This is a genomic window from Paenibacillus sp. CF095 (assembly GCF_900101225.1).
Taxonomy (GTDB): Bacteria; Bacillota; Bacilli; order Paenibacillales; family Paenibacillaceae; genus Paenibacillus.
The window spans coordinates 192,472-218,511 of record NZ_FMZN01000006.1; the positions used below are offsets into that span (position 1 = coordinate 192,472).

A 26,040-nucleotide genomic window follows, 5' to 3' on the forward strand; every position below is an offset into this window, starting at 1 on the left:
TAATTGTTGGATCAATCTTTATCATAAAAACCGATGTCCTTTAACGTACCGTTCATTCTATTGTTTTATGATGGATGTATGCCAGAATTCGGAGAGGAGAGATGCCCTGTGAAAGCTAAAACAATGATAGGCGGCATGCTCGCCGTAGCCGCAGTAACGGCAGGTGGATTATGGAAGGCAGCGGTAAAGAGCCAGACACCCAAGAAGATTCCAATCACACTGACACCCCCAGTGCCATTTGAGGATGTGACCTTTGACAGTGGGGGAGGTCTGGTGCATGGCTGGTTCATCCCGGCCAGAGCCGACATTCCAAAACCATGGCCGCTCGTTATTATTGCACATGGCTGGGGCTCCAATCGCTCCCGTGTTCTTCGTTACGCACGTCCGATCTGGGAAGCAGGATATGCCTTATTTATGTATGATGTTCGTAGTCATGGGGCCAGTGATCCGGTTCGTGCTGCATCTGCCTACCTGTTCCGGGATGATCTGCTCGCGGCATTGCAGTATACGACTGCACGACCAGAGATTGATGCGGATGCCATCGGAGTGCTTGGACATTCTTTGGGTGGACTGGGTACGATTCTTGCAGTGACGGAGGGAATTCCTGTATCAGCAGTGATTACGGACTCGATGCCATCGCAATTTGAGGTAATCGTCAGTTCAGAGCTGAGACGCCGGCGTCTGCCCTTGTTTCCACTGGCCCAGTTAATTCCGAGAATCTGGTTCTGGCGACTGGGTGAATCTCTGAAATCCTATCGTCAGCGTGATCCGGTGATGATGCTTAATGAACGGCGCAGGGGGATGCAACTGCCGATGCTTATGGTGCACTCCAAGGGAGATAATTTCATTCCCCCGAGTGAGCTTGAATATTTTATGTCCAAAGCCGATCCGCCTGTTGAACATTTATGGGTCAACAGCGGAGGACACAGTTGTTCCGAGGAAGATCCCGCCTTCTGGGATACCGTTATTCCCTTTTTGAAAACCCATGTCCAAGGTCAGGAGAAGTCGAACGATTCGTCTATAGCGAGTAGTTAATAAGGTAGAATCAGCCTACATAAGAGTGCAGGCTAACAGAGAAAACGCCAACGTGGTTGGCGTTTTTTTGCTGTTATTAGCAATATGCAGAAATTCACATTTGTAAAATTGCCCGGAAAACGACGATTAAAAAGGAAGCTTATGGTATCATAGAATAGACTGGCAATATTCATGCGAGGTTATTTGTTATGCTTCTTTGTATGAAATTGAAGGGAGAGGTCGAGATTTGAGTTTGAATTGGAAGTTTAATTTACGTTTGAAAATGTTCGCAACCAAAGCAACAACCGCAGCGATGGCAACACTGCTGCTTGCTTCGCAAACACCAGGTTTTGCAGGCAGTGCATCAGCCGCGCAAGCAGAGCAGTTGACCGAAGCGACAACGGGGGAAAATGAACAACTAGACGCAACGAGCAATGACGTGCCTGAGGGAGCGAAAATCTCATCCAGGCAAGCCAGTGAAAATATACTGAAATTATTTCCATTGTTAAAAAAAGCAACAATCTCATCTGCACGATTCGATTCACCTAATTCCTATCCACCGCCAGACTACAAGGCATGGGAGATCGGGTTTCAGATTACACAAGGCAATCATACGTCGGGATTCAGTGGAACTGTACATGCAGGCACAGGGGAAGTGTTAAGTGTACATTTGCCGTCGGATATCCTGGATAAACATGTCTCGGAATCGGATGTGAAGTTAACCAAAGCTGAAGCTGAAGAAAAGGCCGTGGCATTGTTGTACCAAGCGATTCCAGGTCTTAAGGATAATGAATATGCTCCGCTTGGAGATCTGTATTCTTCCATTGAACAAGAGTCATTGTTTGGCAGAACAGAGTATCGATACGGGTACCAGTTAAAACATGATGGATTGTTATCTGACGCAGAGACAGTCTACATTAATGTGGATGAAAGTGGTTTGGTGACAGGTTACTCACGAGGTACGATCGAAGCCAAGTATCCCTCATCGAAACCGGCAGCTTCAGAAGAGAAGGCCAGACAGCAGTTTGAAGAACAGTTCGATGTGGAACTGGCTTATATCGCCAAAGATCGTCTATCTTCCAAACAGGGTCAGCAGTATTACCTTGCATATACACCCAAAAATATCAGTATCGTTCCGATTGAAGCCAATACGTTGGAACGGATTAATACATTAACAGGTAAAGCTGTAGATGAAGATTCTTTGCAGCAGGATACGAAGTTGAAAGGTGATGTAACGCCTTTTGCCCCGGCCAATGGTACGAGGTTAAATGTTCAGCAGGCCGCCACTCGGGTCGCAACAAACTTTGATATTCCCAAGGGTTATAAGCTGGAACATAGCCAGTTGGGCAAGGGATATTACTCAAGTCCGAACAGTCAGGTATGGAGTCTGAGCTGGAGCGACCGAAGTGCGAATATGTCCTATATGTTCATGCGGGACATCTCAGCACAGGTAGATGCAGTTACTGGGCAGATCTACAGTTATACGATGATGCAACGAATGGGACCGGAGATGGAACAGGAGAAGCCGGCTGAGGAGAAGGCAGGCAAATCGTTAACCCGGAAGCAGGCTGAGAAACTGGCGATGGACACGGTGATTGCGCTAGTTCCAGACGCAACGGAGCAGTTCCGACTGGCTAACGTGATTGAGGTGGATGATGCTCGCACATTTTTGTTCCAGCGTTATCTGAACGGAATTCCGGTTAAGGAAGATACGGCACAAGTACAGGTGTTGAACAACGGGACGATTAACGAGTTCTATACGCGTATTGCGGCAACGCCTGAACAACTGCCGGCAGATGTTAAGCCAGCCATCAGTTATGAAGAGGCCAAGGCACTCTATCTGGAGGAGTTCAAGCTGATCCTCGCATATTCCCGTTATGGCGGATATGGTATGAACGGTGGTCAAGTCATCCCAGCGGGGGTGAATCTTGCTTATATGCCTACACGTGATGAGAATTCGATCTATGGCAACTATGAAGCGCTGGATGCGAACACAGGGGACTGGAAGCTTTTATACGGGGACACAAGCTCTGCAACCAAGGTTGAACCTACGGATATCTTGGGTCATGTGGCCGAAGCAGCTCTACGCAATATGACACAGCATGGCGTATTGCTTGCTGATGAGCAGGGGCGCGTATTTCCGGATCGTGTAATCACCCGAGGAGATTGGTTTAACTATCTGGCAAGAGCGATTAATCCAAATATGGATCTGTACTACAGTGGGGACGGAGATGACAAGTTATACGCTGATGTGACACCTGACAGCCCTTATTATAAGGCAGTTCGGGCATTAATCGATCAGCGTTGGCTTGCCGGAGCGGACCCTGAACAGAATTTGAATCCGCAAGAAGAGATGACACGTGAAGAATTGGCAGTGTTACTTGTACGTATTTTACGCTATGAGAAGCTGGCCGGATTCTATACGTTGCCATCGGATCTTCCCAACATCGCGGATGCCAGTGCCATTACAAGTAAGGGAGCAGTCTCCCTGAGTCTGAAGCTGGGATTGCTTCCTTCGATTGAAGGACGATTCATGCCTGCACGCAAAGTGACGGTAGCTGAAGCGTCACAGGTATTGGAACGGCTCGCGAAGCTTCAAGGTAAGACAGATACGTTTATGAGTGGTAATCGTCTGTATTAGATGATGAACCACTCATATCGTGACCAAACGAATCATAGGATGAAGATAACGGGTAATCGTGATTCAATGAACTGAAGATCAAAGAGACCTTCCCTAGAAGGTCTCTTTTGATTTAATTTTTACAAAAATTATATCATTTCAACTAACATTTACACGATAACGGAGAGGTCAGAAATAACTTGAGGAAGCGAAGCGTACGCATTTATCACCGGATTTCCCCATTTGAATAAAGGATCAAAAAAATCTGGGGATAACAGCGATCGGAAAGTTGTTCTGACATCGGAGTGTTGGTGTAAATATTCTTTAGTTGAAATGATATAGAAGAATGACGACAGAGCCTTTTGTGATACAATAGGGCGTGAGAACTTTGCAAAGAAGGGTGGGTTCCTTTCATGGGTAAGAACGGGAAACGAATTATCACCATACTGCTGGCAGGCTGTCTGATTGCTGTAGCTTTACCACGTACGGTTGATCTGGATCAACTGTATGCTGCATCAGGGACATCAGATATATCCACGGCAACAGATTTGCGCCAGACCTTGCTTACCGCAATGTCACAGCGAACGGAGGAACTTGTTTTTACATACAAAGGTAATGTGAAAGGCCTCAAAAAACAGTTACAAACCTCCATCGATGAGGCAATGAAGAGTGACCCTTATATCCAATATACCGTTAAAAGTTATGCATTCAATTATAAAGGCTCCAATGTGTCGGCCGAGGTCCATGTGACTCTCTCCTATCGGGAGACCAAGGAACAGACCGATTATGTGAATCGTAAAGTCACAAACGTGTTGAAAGAAATCATCAAACCAGGCATGACGGATCATGAGAAGGTCAAGGTCATCCATGATTGGATTGTGCTTAACCTTTCTTACGATACTTCGTTGAAGAAATATACGGCCTACGACGGGCTTGTTACAGGCAGTACCGTCTGTCAGGGATATTCACTGTTGGCATATCGAATGCTGGAGCGAGTAGGTATCGATAACCGGATTGTGGAAGGTACAGCAGGTGGGCAGCTTCATGCCTGGAATATCGTGAACCTGGACGGCAAGTGGTATCACATGGACACGACCTGGGATGATCCTACCCCTGACCGCAAAGGTAAGGTTAGCCATAGCTATTATTTGCTGAGCGATGATGAGATGGCACGTGACCATATCTGGACAGGCAAAAGCAAGTACCCCGCTGCGCCAGCCCCATATCGAGAAGCTTTATTAAAGCTGGTGAAGGCCGGAGATAGCAAAAAAGCCGCTTATCAGAAGCTGTACCATGCTCTGGACTATTCCCTGTATGATGAACAGGATGCCATCAAAGGCCATGCTGCGCTGAAGACCAAGGTTCAAAGTACACTGAAGGAAGGCGGAACCTCGCTCACGTTCAGGTACAAGGGTACGGAGTCTGGACTGATTGAAGATTTGCAGGATTTGTACCAGCTTGGCATGAAATCGATCTCTTATTATGTGTCCAAAATGGAAGGTACTACGGATCTGCGCGTCAAAATTAACTGGACAATATAAAAACCGTTTGAACAGGATGCTCCGCTTGAGGAGTATCCTTTTTTGTGTTCAATTTTGTGTTCAAAAACGAGGATTTTAGTGTTGTCTATTTTTTGTATATGTCGCTTTGCTATTCTAATCTTCGGCGTATGCCAACACTACGTACGAGGAGGATATGCAAACAATGAGGAAAAAAGTGAGCATAGTGATCATTGCTCTGTTACTGGTCACGCAAATGATGCAGGGTTGGATATTTACACCAACAATGCATGCTCAGGATGAATTAACTAATTTGCCAGCCAGTGCAATCAGCGATACAGCGTCAGAAGAAGGTTTGGCAGTTTCGGAAGAGATGAACAACGTTGACGTTGCAGCCACTCCGGAAGAAGAGGGGGAGGGAAACCTCAACCAGAGCAGTTTAGCAATGGCAGCTGCAGGTCCGGTAATTACAGATCAATTGATTACCAGTGTGCAGATGTACAATCAGGTACCAGAAGACAACGGGAATGGCACGATTGAAGTCAAAGGAGATATGATCAAAGATATTCGACCACGCATTCAGGATGAGGTGGCTGTAGTCTTTACATGGGGACTTGCAGATGACAACCACAACTATAGCGATGGCTCTACGTTCACCTTTAACTTGCCCGATAAATTCATCATCGGGTCGCAGCTTAAGGGTAATCTGGATGGCGGTGTTGGGGAGTATGTGGTGAATCCAGATGGCACAATCATCTTTACCTTTAATGAACTGATCGAGCATGCGAAGCTAGAAGGTAACTTCTACGTGTGGATTAAGTTCGATGAGAGCAAGATGGAAGATGGTTTGAAACAACAGATAGACTTTAGTTCCGTAGGGCAGGGCATCATTGATGTACATTTTGCCAACACAGCCGTAGATAAGTTGAAGAAATCGGGAAGCGCAAACAAAGAAAACTTCAACTCCGACGAAATTGAATGGACCGTAGATTTTAACCAAGGCGAGAAGGCTTTGAAAAATGCGGTTCTTACAGATACGTTGCCAACAAACCTTGAACTCAAGGGCAATATCGAAATTCGCGAATTGGAAGTGCAATTGAATGGATCTGTAAAAGCAGGTCCAGTAGTTCAAACGGAACCACAGTTTCCAATCCAATTGGGGGATACAGATAAGGCCTATCGTGTGACCTACACGACAAGTGTTAAAGCACCAACCACTGCTCCGTTCACCAACGTGGAGTATCAAAACCAGGTTGCGCTTACAACGGATCAGAGTGAGCACAACGAAACAGATATTGGCCGAGTTCGTGTGAGTTTTAATGAGCCTTTGAACAAGTCAGGGCAAGATAGTGCGTATGATCCGGTGACACAGACGATCACATGGAAAGTTCAATATAACTACAATCAGCAAGAAATCATGCAAACGAATGCATGGATTGAAGACCGTTTTGATACGGCAAAACAGCAACTGATTAACAATTCCGTCAAAGTATATCAAGTGGACATTAGTGCAAGTGGAGCGGCTTCGAACAGAACACTGATCAATCCGAATGAGTACACACTTGAAGCGATGAATACAGGATTTGATGACGGCTTCAGATTACATTTTAAGAACGATATTACCAAGGCCTATGAGATCGAATATGATACACAATCCATTCATCGTGTTTATACAAACGACACCATTACGAACACAGTGAACATGTATGATGGTACTTCCAAAACAGGCCGAAGAGACATTCAGGAAGTCATTTTTGCAAAGAGTGTAAAAAGTGAAAACTTCAACACAAAAGAAATCGAATGGCAGATTGTTTTGAACCGTGATTTGCAGGACATGACGGATATCATCACCACGGATAATTACGAAGGCAGACACATGAAGCTGATTCCGGGTAGTCTTCAAGTGAGTGGGGTTAACAAAGAAGACTTCGAACTGACTCCAGACCCGGCTGATCCAACCTATGAAAAAGGATTCTCCGTTCGCCTGAAGGACGGCGTTACAATTAACACGGAACATGTCATTACCTATACAACAAGCTTTGACCCGACGGCAGGTATGCCAACGGATAATGAATATCGCAACTCTGCCAAGATCGATTGGGAAGAATCCAATGTAGCACAGACTGCGATTACCAAATCTGCTGTAGTCAAACCTCAAGAGTACACCATTCAAAATGGTAACAAAAAGGGCGAATACAGCGCCAAAGACAAAAAAATCACATGGACAATTGATGTAAACTACAACTTGTTTGATATTCACGAAGCCATCCTCAAGGATGCCTACACGGGTAACCAATCTTTTGTAGACGGTTCATTAAAAGTTCATGAGTTAGAGTTACAGGGAGCCAATAATGTTACTGCTGTAGGTAGCGAGGTTCCGCTCATACCTGGTCAATTCCAGCTGAACCCGGACGGTAAAGGTTTTACATTGGATCTGGGTAACATCGGCAAAACAGCTTATCGCATTCAGTATCAAACGAGCCTGGATGGACCTTATTCCGTCGAAGGCACGTATGCTAACCAGGCTGTTCTAACCGACGGTGAGGATGGTGAGGTACGCTTTAATCGATCAGCGAGCGTCACGCCAGTTCACGGTGGTGTGTATGTACAAAAAACAGGTCAACAGATCGGTACAACGGATAAAGCATCATGGACGGTAAATATCAATCCAAGTCAATCTTATATTCCAGCGGGTTCTCAATTAACAGATACCTTGTCGGAGAACCAAATTTTATTGGCTGATTCATTGAAATTATATGCAACGAACCTGCCTGCCAACAATTCAGGCAATGTATCCAACAAAGCTGGACTGGTTGATCCGGCTGATTATGAATTGATTGTGGAGGGCAATACATTTACCTTCACCTTCAAGAAAGATATCCATACTGCATTCATTTTGGAATATCAGTCCTATATTAATGCTGATCATGGCGCCCGAATTGAGAATAAGGTTGAATTTGCAGGCCAATCTTCTTCGGTGGTAGGGGAAGGCAATCAGGCGGGGATTAAAGTTTCATTAGCTGGAGCAGGTGGAGGAGCCTCCACTGGTTTAGGCAAAATCAGAATTCACAAAGTCAGTGATACCGGAGTTCCGCTGGAAGGAGCGATCTTCGCAATCTATAATGCGTCTGGAACTACGCTTCTGGAAACATTGAAACCAACGGACGAGAATGGAGTAGTTGAAAGCTCCAGAAACTATCGATTAAACAATCTGACCAATGGTGTACCTTATAAGTTAAAAGAATTATCTGCACCTGCAGGATACTTGGTTGATCCTGAATATGGCTCTGTCTCAGGTAAAACGATTGAATTTAAGGATGCGGATATCGCTTTTGAAATTGAAAATAAAAAGATTCGTCAAGGCTTCGAATTAACCAAGGTGGATGCTGCTGACAGCACGAAAACGCTAAAAGGTGCAACATTCGAACTGTACCTGAAAAATGGTCAAACCAGCCAGTTGATCGATACGATAACTTCGGGTGAGGATGGAAAGATCGGAGCAACAGATCTGGAGCCAGGGGATTATGAGTTGATTGAGGTCGAGGCACCTGAATTCTATCAATTGGATTCAACGCCCATACCTCTTACCATTGTAACCAATCAAACTCAGATTGTTACGCTCACACATACCAATACGCAGGGCACAAATGCCAAGCTGGTGGTGACCAAAGTGAACGCCAAGGATCAATCCGTGTTAGCTGGAATTGAATTCGAACTGCGTAATGGTACAAATGCGGTGGTTGACACACAGGTTACGAATATCAATGGGGTCATTGAATTTGATAACTTGCCGTATGGCCCATATACATTGGTAGAGACCAAGGCAGAAGGCTTTGTTATTGAACAGCCGGAGACGCTTGTATCTATTATCAAACCGGAAACTCAATTGACCATTGAAAATAAAAAAAATGATCGTTCTGTGAAATTGATTAAAACCAATGCGGGTCGAACTCAGCACCTTCAAGGAGCTGTATTTGAATTACGGGCTCAAACTGCATTGATGGATGCAAATGGGAATTGGGAGTTCCACAAGGTAACAGGTCTAGATGAAGCTTCACTGACAACCAATCAACAAGGTGAAATTGTACTTAAAGACCTGGATATCAATAAATATCAGTTGGTTGAAATAAAAGCGCCTAACGGATATATCTTGGACACAACACCAGTACCATTTGAAATTACGAACATACAAACGGAAGCTGTAGTTGTGGAAAAAACAAATCAGGCTATCCCGGTATCGGGTGGTGGATCGAGTGGACCTTATAATCCGGGAACCCCTACTACGGGGGGAACACCAGATCCGGAGAAACCAGTAAATCCGGAACCAGGAACACCAAATCCATCGGTTCCAGGCACGGTTGTTACTGAACCTACAGAGTCTGGGGGAGGAACCGAAAGCCCGACAGATGAAGATGGCGGGGTAGCGCCACCGACACCAGGCGTATCCAACGGTGAAGACACTGCACCTCCTGTTGGGGATACAGATGCACCGGATGGGGATGGTGCACTGGCACCTCCTGCTGGAGCGGATACAGATGGATCACAGGGCAATGGAAATTCTGCATCACAGCCAAACGGAAGTCCTGGATCTCAGGGAATGCTGCCACAAACAGGTGAAGAGAGCACAATGGCTTACACTGCTGTGGGCATGATGCTGATGGCGCTAGGTAGCGCGGGATTCATGTACTTCCGCCGCAGACAATTGCTTCAGCGCTAGATCGCAGCACGTAATGCAGGAACAGATCATATTTGGATAAAAAAACACCCTCTAACTTTCACAAGTGACTCAGCGTCATCATGTGAATTACTAGAGGGTGTTTTATTTTATTTCAGCTGCACCTTAGGGAGGATCAATATCCGGCAACCTCCGGATTCACTTCAATAGCTCTTACAATTAGGCGATGTGTTGGATTGACGAGTGGATCACAGGTAATTAAGGTAAGGACCTGGCCAAGTCCGGGGTCTTCCAGCACAGACAAGTCATTTGGCTCTACAACGGATATCTGATCTACCTTGTACTGGATAATCGTTCGATCTGCCAAGGTGACTTGCATCGAATCCCCAATCTGGAGTTCTCCCAGACGATTGAACAGCCGTCCTTTTTTGTGGGCGCGATGAGCGGCTATGGCGGCATTACCCTTGTTACCGATCCTAGTGGTTTCGACAAGATGGGTTGCAGCTACCTTCATGTTAGCTTCCGTTGCACCCTCCAGAATCGGTAAGCGGACATCAATCTTGTCAATGGATAGTACCCCCAACGTATTCGAGGAGGCCTCTTGCACTGTATCTGTACTATCCGTAGTCGGCTCTGCAGAAGTTGCATCCTGTATGCCTTGTTCGAAGGAGTGATTAAGCGTAGACAAGCCGTTTTGCAATTGCTCCAGATCGTTCATGACACGGGTTTGCTGCCAGTCATAATACGTTTCCCGCAGGAAAGGAAAGCTGATGATCAGGATGCCCAGTAGAACGAGCAGAATAGAGAATTTTTTCATTATACATCAACTCCCGTTGTCCAAGAAAAATAGTATACCTTTCTCTATTCTACTTAAGGATCTATACAAAATATGGACAGGGACGAAAGGACGTACAGAAATGTTCGAAGGGGGAAGCCGCCCCAAAACAAAACCTCCCCGTTTCGCTACAGTAGGAAAACTGCAACGCCACGGGGAGGTTTTTTAATATGTTAAATCGTATCCGCTGTATAAGTTGATAACAGCGATCGGAAGGTTATTCTGTCATCGAAGTGGCAAGTGTAAATATTGTTTCGTTAGTGCTTGTCACTTGGTGAATCGGTAGGTGTGAAATCACATTCCTTCAGCGGCACCACTTTGGTCTTTTTGATCCATTTGTAACCGAGCCACAACACCAGGAACAGGGGTACGCTCAGGTAGGCAACGATGGCTCCACTCCAGTCGATCTGATCACCCGTGAATGCCTGGTAGTTCTGTCCGATGATCACGATGATACACAGGACAAAAGCAAAGATCGGCCCAAAAGGGAACCAGCGTGCACGGTAAGGCAGATCGCTCAGATCCCTGCCTTGTGCAACGTATGCACGACGGAAGCGATAATGACTGATAGCGATACCCAGCCAAGTGATAAAACCACACATACCGGATGCATTCAACAACCAGGTGTACACAATCCCATCGCCGAACAGGGAGGCAAGGAATGCCAACATACCAACAGCTGTTGTAAGCAAAAGTGCATTCATTGGAATGCCTTTTTTATTCAGCTTACCCAGGAAACGAGGGGCTTTACCGTCTCTGGCAAGGGCATAGAGAACCCGGCTTGAAGCATACATGCCTGAGTTACCGGCAGAGAGTACAGAAGTCAGAATAACGGCATTCATCACGGAAGCTGCAATGGCGAGGCCAGCTTTCTCAAACACCAGTGTAAACGGGCTGACACCGATATTTTCCAGATCACCTTTGAGCAGATTCGGATGCGTATACGGAATGATCAGACTGATCACGGTAATCGCCAAGATGTAAAAAATCAGAATGCGCCAAAATACCTGACGAATTGCACGAGGTACATTTTCGCGCGGGTTTTCACTTTCACCGGCGGCTACCCCGATAAGTTCGGTACCTTGGAATGAGAATCCAGCAGCCATGAACACACCAAGCACAGCGAAGAATCCGCCATGGATGGGCGCATCACCGATGGTGAAGTTGCTGAAACCAACCGCTTCTCCACCCATAATACCAAAGATCATGAGCACACCAACGGCCAGGAAGATGATCACAGTAGCGACTTTGATAATGGCGAACCAGTACTCGGACTCTCCATAGCCTTTAACGGATAACACGTTCAAGGCAAAGATCAGCACGAGGAACAATAAGCTCCATAACATGGATGAACTGTCGGGGAACCAGTACTTAATGAGTACAGTAGCGGCAGCAAGCTCTGCTGCAATGGTTACCGCCCAGTTGTACCAGAAGTTCCAACCCATGGCGAACCCGAGAGCAGGATCGACAAAACGTGCGGCATACGTATTAAATGAACCGGAGTCCGGCATAAAGGTAGCAAGTTCACCAAGGCTGGTCATTAGGAAATAAACCATGATGCCAACGGCCGCATAGGCAATTAATGCTCCACCAGGGCCTGCGGTTGAGATGGCGGTACCACTTGCGAGAAACAGCCCGGTACCAATCGAGCCACCGAGGGCGATCATCGTCATATGGCGTGCGCGTAATCCTTTTTTCAGGGAAGGTCCAGTTGTTGTTGGGTTACTGCGGTCTTGCATGGAAACACTCCTTCATTCGATATACTGATGTTTGCGATACTTGAATTCATAAACAAAAAGACCACAGGCATCAGCCTGCGGTCTTTAATATTTCAATGTCCGCACCATGTCCCAGATGATTAAGATAGCTCAACACAGAAGAATTCATACCTTTATATAAAGGAAATGTACTTCCGTGACAGTTCTGCGCCTTTCGACAGCAGCCCCAGCTCACCGGACCGTATAAGGAACGTCCAGTAAGCTTCGGCGGGTACACCTTTCGGCTGATCTCATAAGCGGCTCCTTAGCGCCTCCATCAGCGTACTGATCGCACCCGCGACCTCTACCTCACCATCAATGGATGAGGTGTATCTATTGTCTATGAAATTATGAACAACACAACTTAACACCGTGTGTCCTGTTTAGTAAACAGACAATCAGTATAACGCGCATGGTTTTCCAGTGCAATAACAATTGTTGGATGTGAGGTCTGAGAGAGGACTATTCCTCTTTTTTGTTACGGCCAGCCATCTGCTGCCATACCGTTCCAGCGGCCTGTTCGCCCGATTCGATCCGCTCCAGAGCCATCTTGGCTTGTAGGCTGACTTCAAATTCAGGATCATCGGCTGCAACTCGCAACGCTTGCTCTGCTTCTTCAGTTCCCACCTCATAGAGAAAACGTGCTGCACGCCAGCGTACAAGTTTACTTTTATCGGATAACGTAGCTGTCATTGCTGGAGTGGCGGCAGGATCACCGATATCAGACAAGGTATCCCCAGCAGTCCGGCGTACCGCAGGAGAACTGTCCTGAAGCGCTTCATACAGCAGTTCCATCGCTTCCGGTGTACGGATGTCACCCAGGTATACCACGGCCAAGCGACGTATCTGCATTTTGTTGTCATGTAAGGCATGGGCTACGAGAGGCAGTCTTTCTGCCGTAGGCTCCATGCCGTCAAATGCCGCATAGCGAACATTCCAATCCTCGTTTCGCAGAGCCTCTTCAAGTTCGGCTCCATCCAATTCACGGCGGCGCTCGACGAACTCTTCGGATTTGGTACCATGTTCAATGGCCTGTTTGATAACCTGCTCGAGTCGTTCCGGGGGATAAGCGGCTTCCAATTCCTGTTCGACTTCACGTGCGATGTCCGGTAACTCGCCATATCGAACGCCGTAATCGCTCAGTTTACGTTCTTTGATCATCGTTGCACTGGCGACTTCCGTCACTGCTTTGACAAAGCGGTCCGACAACGAGATTCGTTCTTCCTTGACCCCGGCCTTGACCCTAATTTGCATCGGTACACCTCGGAAGAATTGTACAAATACCTGTGCTTCTCCGAAGTGCTCGCCTGAACCATCTTCGGATTCAATCCAGTCCAGATCAATGCCTTGCTGTCCAAGGCGATTTTGGACTTCGCCCAAGATAACGGACCAGTCGGCATTCCCTTTACGATCAAGTGCGACAAAGTCTGTTGTGTGGAACACACTCTTTACACCGGGAATATGAAGCATCTGGCGAATGAACGCCGGAGCAGATCGTTCGTTGTCCAGGGTATATGTTTTGCGAATTCCGTCCTCCAGACGTTCATCGAGATGTAGCATCATCGTATTTGGACTCGGTGTTGGTTCAATGGAAACAATATTCATCAATGTAACCTCCTATAGTACCAGATTCATCTTTCACTTCCCGTAAATTAAATCACACGGGTATTTCTCTATTTTACATCAATGTGTGGAATCTGCGAAATCATCCAGAAATGAAGTGGACGTGTCTAACACTTAATGTGAAGAAGTACGAAATTTGTTAACACTTCTTTCATGTTCACGCACAAACATTTTTAAACGAAAATTGGCACAATAAAGATAAGAATCAACTGGAGGTTATACCTATGGAACCCATTACCGTGCTCTCGGATGGAAAACGTCGTATTGCATATGAGAATATTATTCAATTGTTCAGGAACTGGATTGAGGACTCAACATCCGGTTCTGCGATAGAAACACATCGGGGAAGTTGGGAAAATGCCCGTTATTGTATTGTTGACTATCAGAATGCCGAAGAAGCGGTGTCAGCAGCAAATGCCATTCGGGCTTTTATGCCACAACTTCCGTTACTGGTCATTACGGATTTCCATTCCCTAATTCGGAAGCGTCACCTGCAACAGATTACAGGTACAGGTGAGATGAAGATGATTCTCTGGAACGAGCAAGACCCGAATCAACTAATCAAGGATATGGAAAATTGGTTGCATTCTTCGTCTGTCCATAAATCAGAAATAGCCATACCACCCATCTTATCCATGAGATAAAAGAGAGATATGGCCAAAGATGTTTAACTTTTTAATCGTTACGATCGTATTAGATCACATATTTATAGCCTGTTCCCCAAACCGTCTTAATATAACGTGGGTTTTTGGGGTCAGGCTCAATTTTTTTTCGCAGACTTGAGATATGAACATCAATGGTACGATCCAGATAGGCCCGTTCGGAGCCTTTGATCCGATCCATCAGCTCATTGCGGGTGAACACTTTACCCGGATTGCGGTACAATTCCTTCATAATCTCAAACTCAATATGAGTGACCTCGATTTCAACACCATCCACAAACAGAGTTCTTCTGTACTCATTCACATTTACATGTCCAGTAACCTCTGCCTGCTTGTCTTCTTTTACCGGTTTATCCTTATAGGAAATGATTGATCTTCGCAGCAGTGCTTTAATCCGGGCATCCAACTCTTTCAAACTAAATGGTTTGCACAGAAAGTCATCCGCACCATTATGTAATGCACGAAGTCGATCATTCAGCATGGTGCTTGCCGAGATCATCAGAATGGGCACAGTGGAGTGCTGGCGAAAGGCTTCTACGAGATCATTTCCATCCATTTCAGGAAGCATGAGATCCGTTACAACAATATCCGGCTGGAATTGTGGAAACAGTTGAAGTGCCTCGCGGGCATGATGAACCCGTTCAGTGATGTATCCTTCCTCCTCAAGAAAGAAAGCAATCATGTCGGCCAGATTTTTCTCATCTTCTATAAGAAGTACTTTGATAGTCATAGGGTCACACTCCTGGTGAAAATAATATGTTAAGAAAATGCTAAAAAAACAAGGTGAATTGCGAATAAATGCCGCAAATTTTTTAATGTTTCTATCCCAAAATATAGGATGTATATGTAGAGAAAGAATACGCTTTTTGAATGAACTTCAATATTCTAGCATGAATGCAGTTTGGTTGCCGATCAATCAGAATTTCCCAAAGCTACACCAAGTATTAATTACAGTATAATGGATCAGAACGAGTTAAGGGGAAAAAAAGTAATATTGTATCCGCTTAAGTTTATAGGGGGAACCAACGTTGTTGTTGAAAACAGAAGAAAAAATGATCCATGAGGGCAAATGCTTATGGATCGTATAAAGGCAAGACAAATGCTGGATTGGGTCGTGTTGAAGCTGAGAATACCCTGGATTGGGACCAGCATTCTGATCATTCTGGGCTCACTAAGCACCATTTTTCCGTTTACTTTATTCTATGGTGTACAGTTTATGATTGGGAGCGCGGCAGCACTCGTTGCTCTTCGTTTGCATGGGGCCATCTATGGATTTGTCACCCTTACAGTCATCCATCTGCTGAATACTGTCTTTGTCGGCTTTGTGCCGCACAATCTAACTGTCATGCTTGCCCACTTCATGGAATTAATCTGGATGCTCGTTTGGCAGATCCGCTGGAAGAATGGCAGCTTAATCAAGGCTAATGCTGTCTTTTGGGTAGTCATGTTACTTCCTGTTATCTATACCGGGCATTTTATGTTGGGTTTAAATATAGACGATTTGAAGTATGAGTATATGTATATTGCTGTGATTGGTATGGTGAATGCGCTGATTGCGGGAATTGTAGTTGATTTTTGGATCACTACGGGTGAACACAAATCAAAACGCATGGGAACCATCCCATTAACAAGAATTGCGTTTAAATATGTAGTCGCCTTTGTGGTATTTGTTTCTCTCGTACTGTTATCCGCAGATAGCCGCAGACAATTGGATCAAATGAATGATGCCATATTACGTGATATGAAATATGCAGCGACTGCGGTTGTTCAGGATATTGATGAAGAGTATGTTACCTCCGAGAATATGGATCAGAATATGGCGCGTTATCATCATCTACTAGGCGTGAATGTGATTCTGCTGGATCGGAATGATACGGTCGTCGCTTCTGGATTGAATACACTTCAGGCAGGCGATTACCTGGACATGGACAGATTCCGTCTTCTGAAATCAAGGGATAATCTCTTTCTGTTAAGTTCCGCAAATATCCATTACAGCGATGTATTGAATCACTGGAAACAAGCCTCTTTTATCTATGAAGCAGAAATGACAAGGTTAACACCTTATCGGGTATTCATTGTGACCGACTCGTCCGAGTATTACCCCCGAATCGAATCCATTTACCTGACCACGCTGCAATCCCTGTTCATCATCATCGTGGCTTCCATGATCGTAGCGGCTCCTCTCAGCAGTAAGGTTGTTAGCCCGTTGTTAAGACTGACTAGGATGACAGGCTCTCTTCCGAGACTGCTGTTTCGAAATGGGAAGATGGAGTGGCCAACCAGCCATGTAACCGAAGTACAGATCCTGATTGGCAATTTGCGCAAAATGGCTGATGTGCTGCTGGAACAATTCGAACAGATTCGTCACGACAAGTTAACGCTGGAGGACAGGGTTATTGAGCGTACCAAGGAACTCAAGAATAGTGAAGAGGTCAAACGTGCCATTATTGAATCCTCTATTGATGCGATTATCGCTGTGGACTCCAATGGGTTGATCGTTGAGTTTAATCCGGAGGCTGAAAGAATGTTTGGATTGCGTCGGGAAGAAGTGATTCTGCACAAGGAAGCGCCGACTCTTTTTCAAGGGGCCAGCTGCAAGGAGATCAAGAATTTGCTGGAGCGATTTGAATATGTTGAAGGTAAAAGATACACCATCGTTGAAGAAATTTCAGGTATTCGACGGGATGGTTCCGTATTTCCGATTGAGTACAAAATTGTTGAGATCCAGTTGGGCAAAAATGAGACATTATATAACCTGTTTATTAAGGATATTACAGAGCGGACCAGAGCAGAAGAAGATCGTGTACGTCATGCCCTGGCGCTGGAGAAGCTGAACTCAGAGTTGTTCAATGAGAAGATTGCCATTCAGGAACAGCGAGATATCAGTGAGCAATTTATTGAATCCGTACGAGAAGGGCTTGTGATGTCTGATCGATCAGGGACCATAACCATCGTCAACCGAAGGATAGAAGAGATGTTTGGTTTGGGTGATTTTATGGGCAGATCCATTGAAGATTTGGCGCAGGCGATTGATACGATGGTATTAACGGACAACTTCAATCTGATGGAACAGACGAGAGCATTCCTGAATGGAGAAACAGCGTTTATCGAGACCGAATTTATATTCAATAATGTGGATAAAAGTGTATTTTCCTTGTACATGAAGCAGATGGATGTCCCGGGTAAAAACCATGGGTTTCTGCTAGTGTTCCGTGACCGGACAGGAGAAGAACGGCTGGATCGGATGAAAAATGAGCTGATCAGTGTGGTATCTCATGAGCTTCGAACGCCTGTAGCCACCATTATGGGATATGTGGAATTAATGATGATGTATGACCTTCCGGCAGCTCAGCAGCGGGAATTCATGCAGACCATCTCTTCGGAGGGCAAGCGGCTGAGCAGTTTGCTCGATGATGTACTCGATATTCAGCGCCTCGACAACGAAGGTATGACTTACCACATGACGTATGTACCGCTGGTTGAGTTGGTAGAAGGGGTTGCCGAACAGTGGAATATGAAGTCTGCCCAACGTATCTACGTGCATACGTTTAATGGAGACTTTTTTGCTTATGCTGACCAGAACAGGATGGTTCAGGTTCTGCATAATCTGGTGGGCAATGCAGTCAAGTATTCTCCGGGAGCCGATCGTATCGATGTGACGTTATGGGAAGAAGAGGAATGGTTATGTCTTGATGTGCGTGACTACGGAATAGGCATTGCGGAGCAAGAGAAGGACATGCTGTTCAACAAATTCTATCGGGTCGATAATTCAGATCATCGGCAGATTGGTGGAACAGGAATTGGGTTGTACATTTCCCGTAAAATTGTAGAGGATCACAAGGGTACACTGACCTTTATATCTGCACCGGACAAAGGAAGTACGTTCAAGGTTCGACTGCCCAAGCAGGACGTATTGGTGTAAATTTAATGATGGATGAAGAAATGTATTTCACTTTTTTATAAATAATAATTATTTACGAGACCTACGGATAGAGCCTTTGCCCTTCAGCGCGTGAGCGTGATAAGGGGAAAGGCTTTTTTTGTTTTTCAATTTCCCCGGATAAAAAAACAACTTCTTTTGCAAACTGTCTATAGAGCCATAATTTGCATCCCATGCAAAAGGAGGACGGCAGGTATATGTTCCGTAAACAAGAGAAAACACTCATTATCGTCTGTCTGGTTGCAGCTGTGGTTGTGCTGTATGCCGTTGTGAAGAGCATCATCCGAATCATGAGTTATTGAGATACATGTTCAAGCAGAGTAACTGCTGTCGTACATAACGATTATGTGAAAGAGGAGTGTAACCATGTCATCTCTGGACCCTGTTTTGCTCAGCCGGATACTAACCGGCCTTACCCTGTTTGTGCACATTATTTTTGCATCTATTGGTGTAGGTGTTCCACTCATGATTGCCTTGGCCGAGTGGCGAGGACTACGAACCAATGATATGCATTACACCCTGCTGGCACGCAGGTGGGCGCGAGGTTTTGTCATCACCGTTGCCGTGGGCGTCGTTACAGGCACCTCGATCGGATTACAGCTCAGTCTGCTGTGGCCGATGTTTATGCGGGTCGCGGGTCAGGCGATTGCGTTGCCACTGTTTATGGAGACGTTCGCGTTTTTTATAGAGGCGATCTTTCTTGGGATTTACCTCTATACGTGGGATCGTTTCAAAAAGAAATATACGCATATGCTGCTGTTGATTCCGGTAGCTCTCGGCTCATCTGCATCTGCGATTTTCATTACAACGGTGAATTCCTTCATGAACCAGCCTCAGGGATTCACCCTGATTAATGGCATCATGAAGGACATTCATCCGATTGCTGCCATGTTGAATCCGGCAACGCCAACCAAAGTGTCCCATGTACTCGCCTCATCCTACACCTTGAGTGCAGGTATCCTGGCGGGGATAGCCGCCTTCAGTTTGCTTCGGGGACGGGATCATGTGTATTACAAAAAAGCACTGAAACTCACGACGGTATCTGCGCTCGTATTTGCCGTCAGTACCGTCATGATCGGCGATTCCTCCGGTAAATTTCTGGCGAAATATCAGCCGGAGAAGTTGGCTGCCGCAGAATGGCATTTCAAGACGATGAAAGAGGCACCGCTCGTTTATGGGGGGATTTTGGATGAAAATAATGAAGTGAAATACGCGATTGAGATTCCTTATGCCCTTAGCATTTTGGCGGGTAATCGTCCAGATACGGAAGTGAAGGGTCTCGAAGAATTTCCGGCGGATCTGAGACCACCACTATCCATTCATTATATGTTCGATCTGAAAGTCACAACGGGAGTGATCATTCTGATGATTCCTGTGTTATATGTACTGCGGCGGTGGTTGCCAGGGCGCAAACCGTATCCCAAATGGCTGCTGCTTGGCATTGTCTTGCTGGGGCCTCTGGCCATGATTGCCATCGAGCTGGGGTGGATGTTCGCCGAAGTTGGCAGGCAGCCTTGGATCTTACGCGGTTATATGAAGGTGGCGGAAGCGGCTACGACGTCAACTTCGGTAGGATGGATGCTGGTGTTGTTCATCTTGCTGTATCTGATCCTGTGTTTCTCGTGCATTCGGGTACTCAGCAAGCTGTTCCGTAACAAGGAAGCAGAGAAGGAACTGGAGTCTCTGGGGCTTGAAGGAGGGATCGTGCATTGAGTTTCGAAATTGCAGGCATCGCGATATTGTGGACGTTTTTGTTCGGTTATTTGATCGTCGCTTCGATTGATTTTGGCGCCGGGTTCTTCAGCTTTTATAGCATTTTGACCGGGCATGAGAACAAAATTCATAACATCATTCAGCGCTACCTGTCTCCCGTGTGGGAAGTGACGAATGTGTTTTTGATCTTTTTTGTGGTTGGACTGGTCGGATTTTATCCGGACAGCGCCTTTTATTACGGGACAGCTTTGCTGGTTCCGGGTTCCCTAGCTATTGTACTGCTTGCGATCCGGGGCGTGTATTACGCCTACAATACCTATGGCAATCATGGGCAGAACAGCCGGATCTATATGGCATTGTACGGAGCGACGGGATTGCTGATTCCGGCGGTATTCTCCACCATTTTGGCGATATCCGAAGGCGGGATCATTGAGCAGGTGGGCGATCAGGTGTTTTTTCGCTGGCGTGAATTTTTGACGAATCCCTATACCTGGTCGGTCGTTTTGCTTGCACTGGTTAGTGTGCTCTACATCTCGGCGATGTTTCTATCCTATTATGCAAAACGGGCGGGGGATGAACCGGCATATGAGGTGCTTCGGGAGTACGCGCTGCTCTGGAGTTTGCCTACCATTTTTGCGAGCTTTCTGGCTTTTCTGCAGATTAACAAACAGAATCCCGCACACTTTGAGCAGATGGTGGATATTTCGTGGATGTTCATCGCTTCGTTTATTTGTTTTGTCATTGCCGTGTCGCTGGTGTGGAAAAGTAAATATCTAGGTTGGTGTTTTGTCGCTGTCATGCTTCAGTTTGCCTTTGCCTGGTATGGCTACGGGCGATCCCACCTTCCGTACATTCTGTATCCTTACATCAATATTTACGACAGCTTTACAAATCGGACGATGGGGATTGCGCTCATTACAGCGTTTAGCCTGGGGCTACTCGTGCTCATTCCTTCGCTTGTGCTGATTATGAAGCTGTTCCTGTTTGATGCCAATTATGTGCGCGGTAATTCTGGTAAAAAGAAAGGATGAGTCTGTTCATGCACCCAAACATGTTCTTACTCATGACTCCCTTGCTGGATCCACTATCTACTGAGGGAGTCACGGGGATACCCGGTATAACCGGATTAAGCTTTTTTGAGACATTCACCATTATGTACGCCCCTCCACTGATCATTGCGGCTGCTATTGTCTTTCTGTTTGTATATCTGGCCGTATGTAAGAACCCAAAGGATTGATTGGCTGGTACGTCCATTCCCGTTTGGGGTAATCTCTTGTTAAGAAATGAGGAAGGGAGGAGAGCCCTTTCATGCCGAAAATCCGTTATAACAATATCGATAATGTAAGTACGGACAAAACGCTGAAGGAATTCAAACAATGGAGGGAGCAGCGGCGCAATAAAGTGAAGGACTACTCCTACACCGTGCCTAAACACCCGCCTGAACTGGATTATCTGCATGCCAACCGGGAGGACACAAGTATCACCTGGATTGGTCACTCCACGTTTTTCATTCAATATTATGGATTGAACATCGTGACTGACCCGGTGTGGGCCGAAAAAATGGGATTTCAACGAAGGCTCGGTGCCCCCGGCATTCCGATTCAGGATATTCCACCTTTGGATGTGATTCTGATATCCCATTCCCACTATGATCATCTGCATCTGGCTTCCTTGCGTAAGCTGATTACAGCCAAGACGTTGCTCATCGTACCTGATGGTCTGAAGCGTAAGATGATTCGCAAAGGATTCCATCGATGCCAGGAGATGAAATGGTGGGATCATATGACACTTGGTGGAGTCAAAATAACTTTTGTCCCTGCACAGCACTGGACGCGCCGAACGTTGTTTGATACCAATACGTCCCATTGGGGCGGTTATGTATTGGAATCGAACCATCCGGCAACGACTTCAGCAGCGGAAAGTGCTGCAACAACGAACAATCAGGATGAATCATCCACGGAATCAGGGAAGAACGAAACATCCAAAACATCAGGCGGTCCGCCTGTGTTGTATTTTGTGGGTGATACAGGTTACTTCCAGGGTTTCAAAACGATTGGAGAACGCTTTGACATTGGTGTTACCCTGATGCCCATCGGTGCCTACGATCCGGAATGGTTCATGACTTCTCAGCATGTGACACCCGAAGAAGCGCTGCAGGGGTTCGTTGAATCCGGTTCACAGCTCATGGTGCCAATGCATTACGGCACATTCAAGCTGGCGGATGATACGCCCAAGGAAGCGCTGGATCGGCTGGAAGTTGAACGTGAACGTCTAGGCATTGGTAAAGAGCGGATTCGGGTGCTTGGTCATGGCGAGACGCTCCGCATTCACCACGAGGAAGGCAAACAGGGCTAACAAAAATGAGTCAAATATGTTAATGTAGGGGTATGCCTGCATGAACAGTGTATTTACCAAATCTTTAATAAGTAAAAAGCGGCCAATTTTCGAATTTGCCGCTTTTTTGTGTTATAATATGGTGCCAGAATAGGCATCGGGATATTGAATCCATGATTTACGCAACTTGCTATTCATGCAGTATGCAGATTAACCAATAAAGGATGGTATGCTTAATGATCAGTACAAGCGGCATCACGCTCCGCTACGGAAAACGTGCACTTTTTGAAGATGTAAATATCAAATTCACACCAGGAAACTGTTACGGCCTCATCGGCGCCAATGGAGCCGGTAAATCAACATTCTTGAAAATTTTGTCCGGTGAAATTGAATCAAACTCGGGAGAGGTGCACATCACCCCGGGCGAACGTATGGCCGTTTTGAAGCAAAACCACTTTGAATATGATGAGTATCCGGTTCTCGAAACGGTAATTATGGGTCATAGTCGTCTCTATGCCATTATGAAAGAAAAAGATACGCTGTATGCCAAAGCGGACTTCACAGAAGAAGACGGCCTGCGTGCAGGTGAGCTTGAAGGTGAATTTGCCGAGTTGAATGGCTGGGATGCTGAGCCGGATGCAGCGGCACTCCTGATCGGTCTGGGTATCGACCGTGACATGCACGATAAGAAAATGAATGAACTAAGTGGTAACGAAAAAGTTCGTGTCCTGCTTGCACAAGCATTGTTTGGTCGTCCAAACAACCTGTTGCTCGATGAGCCTACCAACCACTTGGATCTCGAATCCATTCAATGGCTTGAGAACTTCTTGATGGACTATGAAGGTACTGTTATTGTGGTATCCCATGACCGTCACTTCCTGAACAAAGTATGTACGCATATTGCGGATATCGACTTTGGTAAAATCCAGCTGTACGTAGGTAACTATGACTTCTGGTATGAATCCAGCCAATTGGCACTTGCGTTGCAACGTGATGCCAACAAGAAAAAAGAAGAGAAGATTAAAGAGCTTCAAGCCTTTATTCAACGTTTCTCTGCGAACGCCTCGAAATCGAAACAGGCAACTTCCCGGAAGAAACAACTCGACAAAATCACGCTGGATGACCTTCGTCCATCGAACCGTAAATATCCTTTTATCAACTTCAAACCTGAGCGTGAAGCCGGTAAACAATTGTTGACCGTAGATCGCATCAGCAAATCCATTGATGGGGTAAAAATGCTGAATGATATCAGCTTTGTCGTGAACAAAGGGGATAAAATCGCATTTGTTGGTCCAAACGGGAATGCCAAGTCACTGTTGTTTGATATTCTTATGGGTGAAACGGAATTGGATAGCGGCGAATACACTTGGGGTGTAACAACAACTCAAGCTTATTTCCCGAAAGACAACTCCAAATATTTTGACGGTGTAGACATGACTCTTGTGGATTGGCTCCGTCAATATTCCAAAGATCAGGATGAAACGTATCTGCGTGGATTCTTGGGACGTATGCTCTTCTCAGGTGAGGAATCCTTGAAAAAGGCAAGTGTACTCTCCGGGGGCGAGAAAGTTCGCTGTATGCTGGCGAAAATGATGCAGACTGGTGCTAACGCATTGATTCTGGATGAGCCTACGAACCACTTGGATCTCGAATCCATTACAGCGCTGAACAATGGTATGATTGATTTTGACGGCACCATGCTGTTCACTTCCCATGACCATCAGTTCATTCAAACCATTGCTAACCGGATTATCGAAATTACGCCGAATGGCATCATTGATCGCCAAATGAGCTATGACGAATATCTGGAAAGTGACGAAATCAAAGAACTGCGCAATAAAATGTATCCGGTAGAAGCTTAAACTAAGGATTATCTACGGCACATTATTATAGGAACAACAAAGAACCGCAAGCCTCTGTGAAGAGGGGTTGCGGTTCTTTTTGTAATTCAATGGGTTTCTCTGCGGGTTTAAGACCTAAGATCCACCAGTACGGCGACGTTGGTTGTTAGGCTTCTTGTTGTTTTGACTCTTCATCGCTTTAGGTCCGCCTTCAAAGTAGGCGCTGGATTGGTTACCGGAATTTGCTTGTTCTTTCTTCTGCGCCAGCTTTTGGCGTATAGCATCCTGCAAACTGACCTTTTTCGGTTCGTTATTTTCGCTCATCGTTATTTCCCTCCCGGTCTTACAGTGAGCCGTCCAGATTGGACGGGATGTACCTATTTTATACGTTTTACAAAAGCCCTACAAGGGCAACCTGATAAAATGCTCAAAACCTTTGGTTTTACCCAGGCCAACATTTTTTCTCATTAACTACAGCCCTGCCGTCTGGCAACTTTGTTTCGGCTTGCCTACAGCAATGCAGCCTGGCAACACTGTTTCTGTAGACCCACACGCTCCGCATTTGTTAACATGGAAAAACCGTAATACGAAACGTTAAAGGGGTGTCGCCCGGTTTGAACGCTTATGAAGAAATTCGAAAAGGGGAGCGAGGAGCTTGGGTTAGTATTGCAGCCTATCTCGTCTTGTCCGCCTTTAAGCTGATCTGTGGATATTTATTTGCTTCCAGCGCCTTGCTGGCCGATGGTTTTAATAACCTTACGGATATTGTGGCATCCATTGCTGTATTGATCGGGCTTCGGATCTCCCAGAAACCACCTGATTCGGATCATGCCTATGGTCATTTCAGAGCGGAGACGGTTGCTGCCTTGGTGGCTTCATTTATTATGGCTATGGTTGGGCTGCAAGTATTGGTTGAAGCCGTTCGCTCCTGGTATGAAGGAGCCTTTGTTGCTCCAAATCTGTGGGCGGCAGCGGTGGCTGTAGTCTGTGCTGTGGTGATGTTAGGCGTATATCGTTACAATAACCGTCTGGCTAAACAAATTAATAGTCAGGCTCTGATGGCTGCGGCGAAAGATAATCGTTCGGATGCCTGGGTCAGCATAGGCGCTGCAATTGGAATTATAGGTGCGCAGTTTGGACTTCCATGGCTGGATAAAGTAGCTGCCATTGCTGTAGGTCTGTTGATCTGCAAAACGGCTTGGGAGATTTTCCGGGATTCTACACATCGTCTTACCGATGGATTTGACCAGAAGGAACTGACGGATCTCAGATCCTCAGTAGCACGCGTTCCCGGTGTTGAGATGATCAAGGATGTGAAGGCGCGTGTGCATGGCAGTCATGTACTTGTGGACGTAGTCATTGAAGTGGACGGAGGCCTAAGCTTGATTGAAGGCCATCAGATCTGTGACCGTGTTGAAGAGCGGTTGAAGCGATCGCATAACATCATGCATGTACATGTACATGTGGAACCAAAGACGGAAGAAGTCACAAGGAACCCTTGAACAGGGAGTGAACATCTTGGAAAAT

Annotated in this window: 17 protein-coding genes and 1 riboswitch; of the genes, 12 read left to right on the forward strand and 5 right to left on the reverse strand. The window is 46.0% G+C overall.

Annotation, left to right across the window (positions count from 1 at the left end; genetic code table 11):
• The first annotated feature begins 108 nt into the window (after positions 1-108).
• From BLS69_RS28320 to BLS69_RS28335, 4 genes are all read left to right on the forward strand, one after another.
• Positions 109-1,035, forward strand: a complete 927-nt coding sequence (locus BLS69_RS28320; RefSeq protein ID WP_256332445.1) for an alpha/beta hydrolase — start codon at positions 109-111, stop codon at positions 1,033-1,035.
• Between the two features lie 226 nt (positions 1,036-1,261).
• Positions 1,262-3,655 (forward strand): S-layer homology domain-containing protein, encoded by a 2,394-nt coding sequence (locus BLS69_RS28325; protein WP_091038542.1) that lies wholly within the window; start codon positions 1,262-1,264, stop codon positions 3,653-3,655.
• Positions 3,656-4,047: 392 nt separating this feature from the next.
• The gene (locus BLS69_RS28330; RefSeq protein ID WP_091038543.1) at positions 4,048-5,175 is read left to right on the forward strand and encodes a transglutaminase domain-containing protein; all 1,128 of its coding nucleotides are present in this window, start codon (positions 4,048-4,050) and stop codon (positions 5,173-5,175) included.
• A 163-nt stretch (positions 5,176-5,338) separates the two neighbouring features.
• Complete coding sequence (locus tag BLS69_RS28335; protein ID WP_176873108.1) at positions 5,339-9,850, forward strand: collagen binding domain-containing protein; 4,512 nt, start codon at positions 5,339-5,341, stop codon at positions 9,848-9,850.
• 133 nt (positions 9,851-9,983) lie between these two features.
• Here BLS69_RS28335 and BLS69_RS28340 read toward each other — a convergent pair whose 3' ends face one another.
• The 3 genes from BLS69_RS28340 to BLS69_RS28350 all read right to left on the reverse strand — a co-directional run bounded on the left by BLS69_RS28340 (position 9,984) and on the right by BLS69_RS28350 (position 14,005).
• Complete coding sequence (locus BLS69_RS28340; protein WP_091038547.1) at positions 9,984-10,625, reverse strand: class D sortase; 642 nt, start codon at positions 10,623-10,625, stop codon at positions 9,984-9,986.
• 275 nt (positions 10,626-10,900) lie between these two features.
• Positions 10,901-12,382, reverse strand: a complete 1,482-nt coding sequence (locus tag BLS69_RS28345) for an amino acid permease (RefSeq protein ID WP_091038548.1) — start codon at positions 12,380-12,382, stop codon at positions 10,901-10,903.
• A 117-nt stretch (positions 12,383-12,499) separates the two neighbouring features.
• Positions 12,500-12,715, reverse strand: a riboswitch (Lysine riboswitch).
• 147 nt (positions 12,716-12,862) lie between these two features.
• Positions 12,863-14,005 carry a virulence factor gene (locus BLS69_RS28350; RefSeq protein ID WP_047841582.1) on the reverse strand — a complete coding sequence of 381 codons (1,143 nt, stop codon included), beginning with the start codon at positions 14,003-14,005 and terminating at the stop codon, positions 12,863-12,865.
• A gap of 242 nt (positions 14,006-14,247) precedes the next feature.
• Here BLS69_RS28350 and BLS69_RS28355 point away from each other — a divergent pair, with 242 nt between their 5' ends.
• Positions 14,248-14,667: a hypothetical protein gene (locus BLS69_RS28355; protein WP_091038549.1), complete on the forward strand. Its 420-nt coding sequence runs from the start codon at positions 14,248-14,250 to the stop codon at positions 14,665-14,667.
• A 49-nt stretch (positions 14,668-14,716) separates the two neighbouring features.
• On the opposite strand, the gene BLS69_RS28360 is transcribed toward BLS69_RS28355, so the two are convergent.
• Positions 14,717-15,415: a response regulator transcription factor gene (locus tag BLS69_RS28360; RefSeq protein ID WP_036668013.1), complete on the reverse strand. Its 699-nt coding sequence runs from the start codon at positions 15,413-15,415 to the stop codon at positions 14,717-14,719.
• Positions 15,416-15,760: 345 nt separating this feature from the next.
• On the opposite strand from BLS69_RS28360, the gene BLS69_RS28365 reads away from it, so the two are divergent.
• The 6 genes from BLS69_RS28365 (at position 15,761) to BLS69_RS28390 (ending at position 24,534) form a co-directional block, all read left to right on the forward strand.
• Positions 15,761-18,607, forward strand: coding sequence for an ATP-binding protein (locus tag BLS69_RS28365; protein ID WP_165980413.1), 2,847 nt, complete (start codon positions 15,761-15,763; stop codon positions 18,605-18,607).
• 384 nt (positions 18,608-18,991) lie between these two features.
• On the forward strand, positions 18,992-20,338 hold the full coding sequence (locus BLS69_RS28370; protein WP_091038553.1) for a cytochrome ubiquinol oxidase subunit I: 1,347 nt from the start codon (positions 18,992-18,994) through the stop codon (positions 20,336-20,338).
• Entirely contained in the window at positions 20,335-21,369 is a 1,035-nt protein-coding gene (locus tag BLS69_RS28375) for a cytochrome d ubiquinol oxidase subunit II (RefSeq protein ID WP_091038554.1), read from the forward strand. Before BLS69_RS28370 ends, BLS69_RS28375 begins: the two co-directional genes overlap by 4 nt.
• Before the next feature lie 8 nt (positions 21,370-21,377).
• On the forward strand, positions 21,378-21,575 hold the full coding sequence (locus tag BLS69_RS28380; RefSeq protein ID WP_091038556.1) for a cytochrome bd oxidase small subunit CydS family protein: 198 nt from the start codon (positions 21,378-21,380) through the stop codon (positions 21,573-21,575).
• Positions 21,576-21,646: 71 nt separating this feature from the next.
• Positions 21,647-22,693 (forward strand): MBL fold metallo-hydrolase, encoded by a 1,047-nt coding sequence (locus tag BLS69_RS28385; RefSeq protein WP_091038557.1) that lies wholly within the window; start codon positions 21,647-21,649, stop codon positions 22,691-22,693.
• Between the two features lie 215 nt (positions 22,694-22,908).
• Positions 22,909-24,534: an ABC-F family ATP-binding cassette domain-containing protein gene (locus BLS69_RS28390; RefSeq protein ID WP_091038559.1), complete on the forward strand. Its 1,626-nt coding sequence runs from the start codon at positions 22,909-22,911 to the stop codon at positions 24,532-24,534.
• A 114-nt stretch (positions 24,535-24,648) separates the two neighbouring features.
• On the opposite strand, the gene BLS69_RS28395 is transcribed toward BLS69_RS28390, so the two are convergent.
• The gene (locus tag BLS69_RS28395) at positions 24,649-24,837 is read right to left on the reverse strand and encodes a hypothetical protein (protein ID WP_017692261.1); all 189 of its coding nucleotides are present in this window, start codon (positions 24,835-24,837) and stop codon (positions 24,649-24,651) included.
• 290 nt (positions 24,838-25,127) lie between these two features.
• Here BLS69_RS28395 and BLS69_RS28400 point away from each other — a divergent pair, with 290 nt between their 5' ends.
• Positions 25,128-26,015: a cation diffusion facilitator family transporter gene (locus BLS69_RS28400; protein ID WP_047841577.1), complete on the forward strand. Its 888-nt coding sequence runs from the start codon at positions 25,128-25,130 to the stop codon at positions 26,013-26,015.
• The last annotated feature ends 25 nt before the right edge of the window (positions 26,016-26,040 follow it).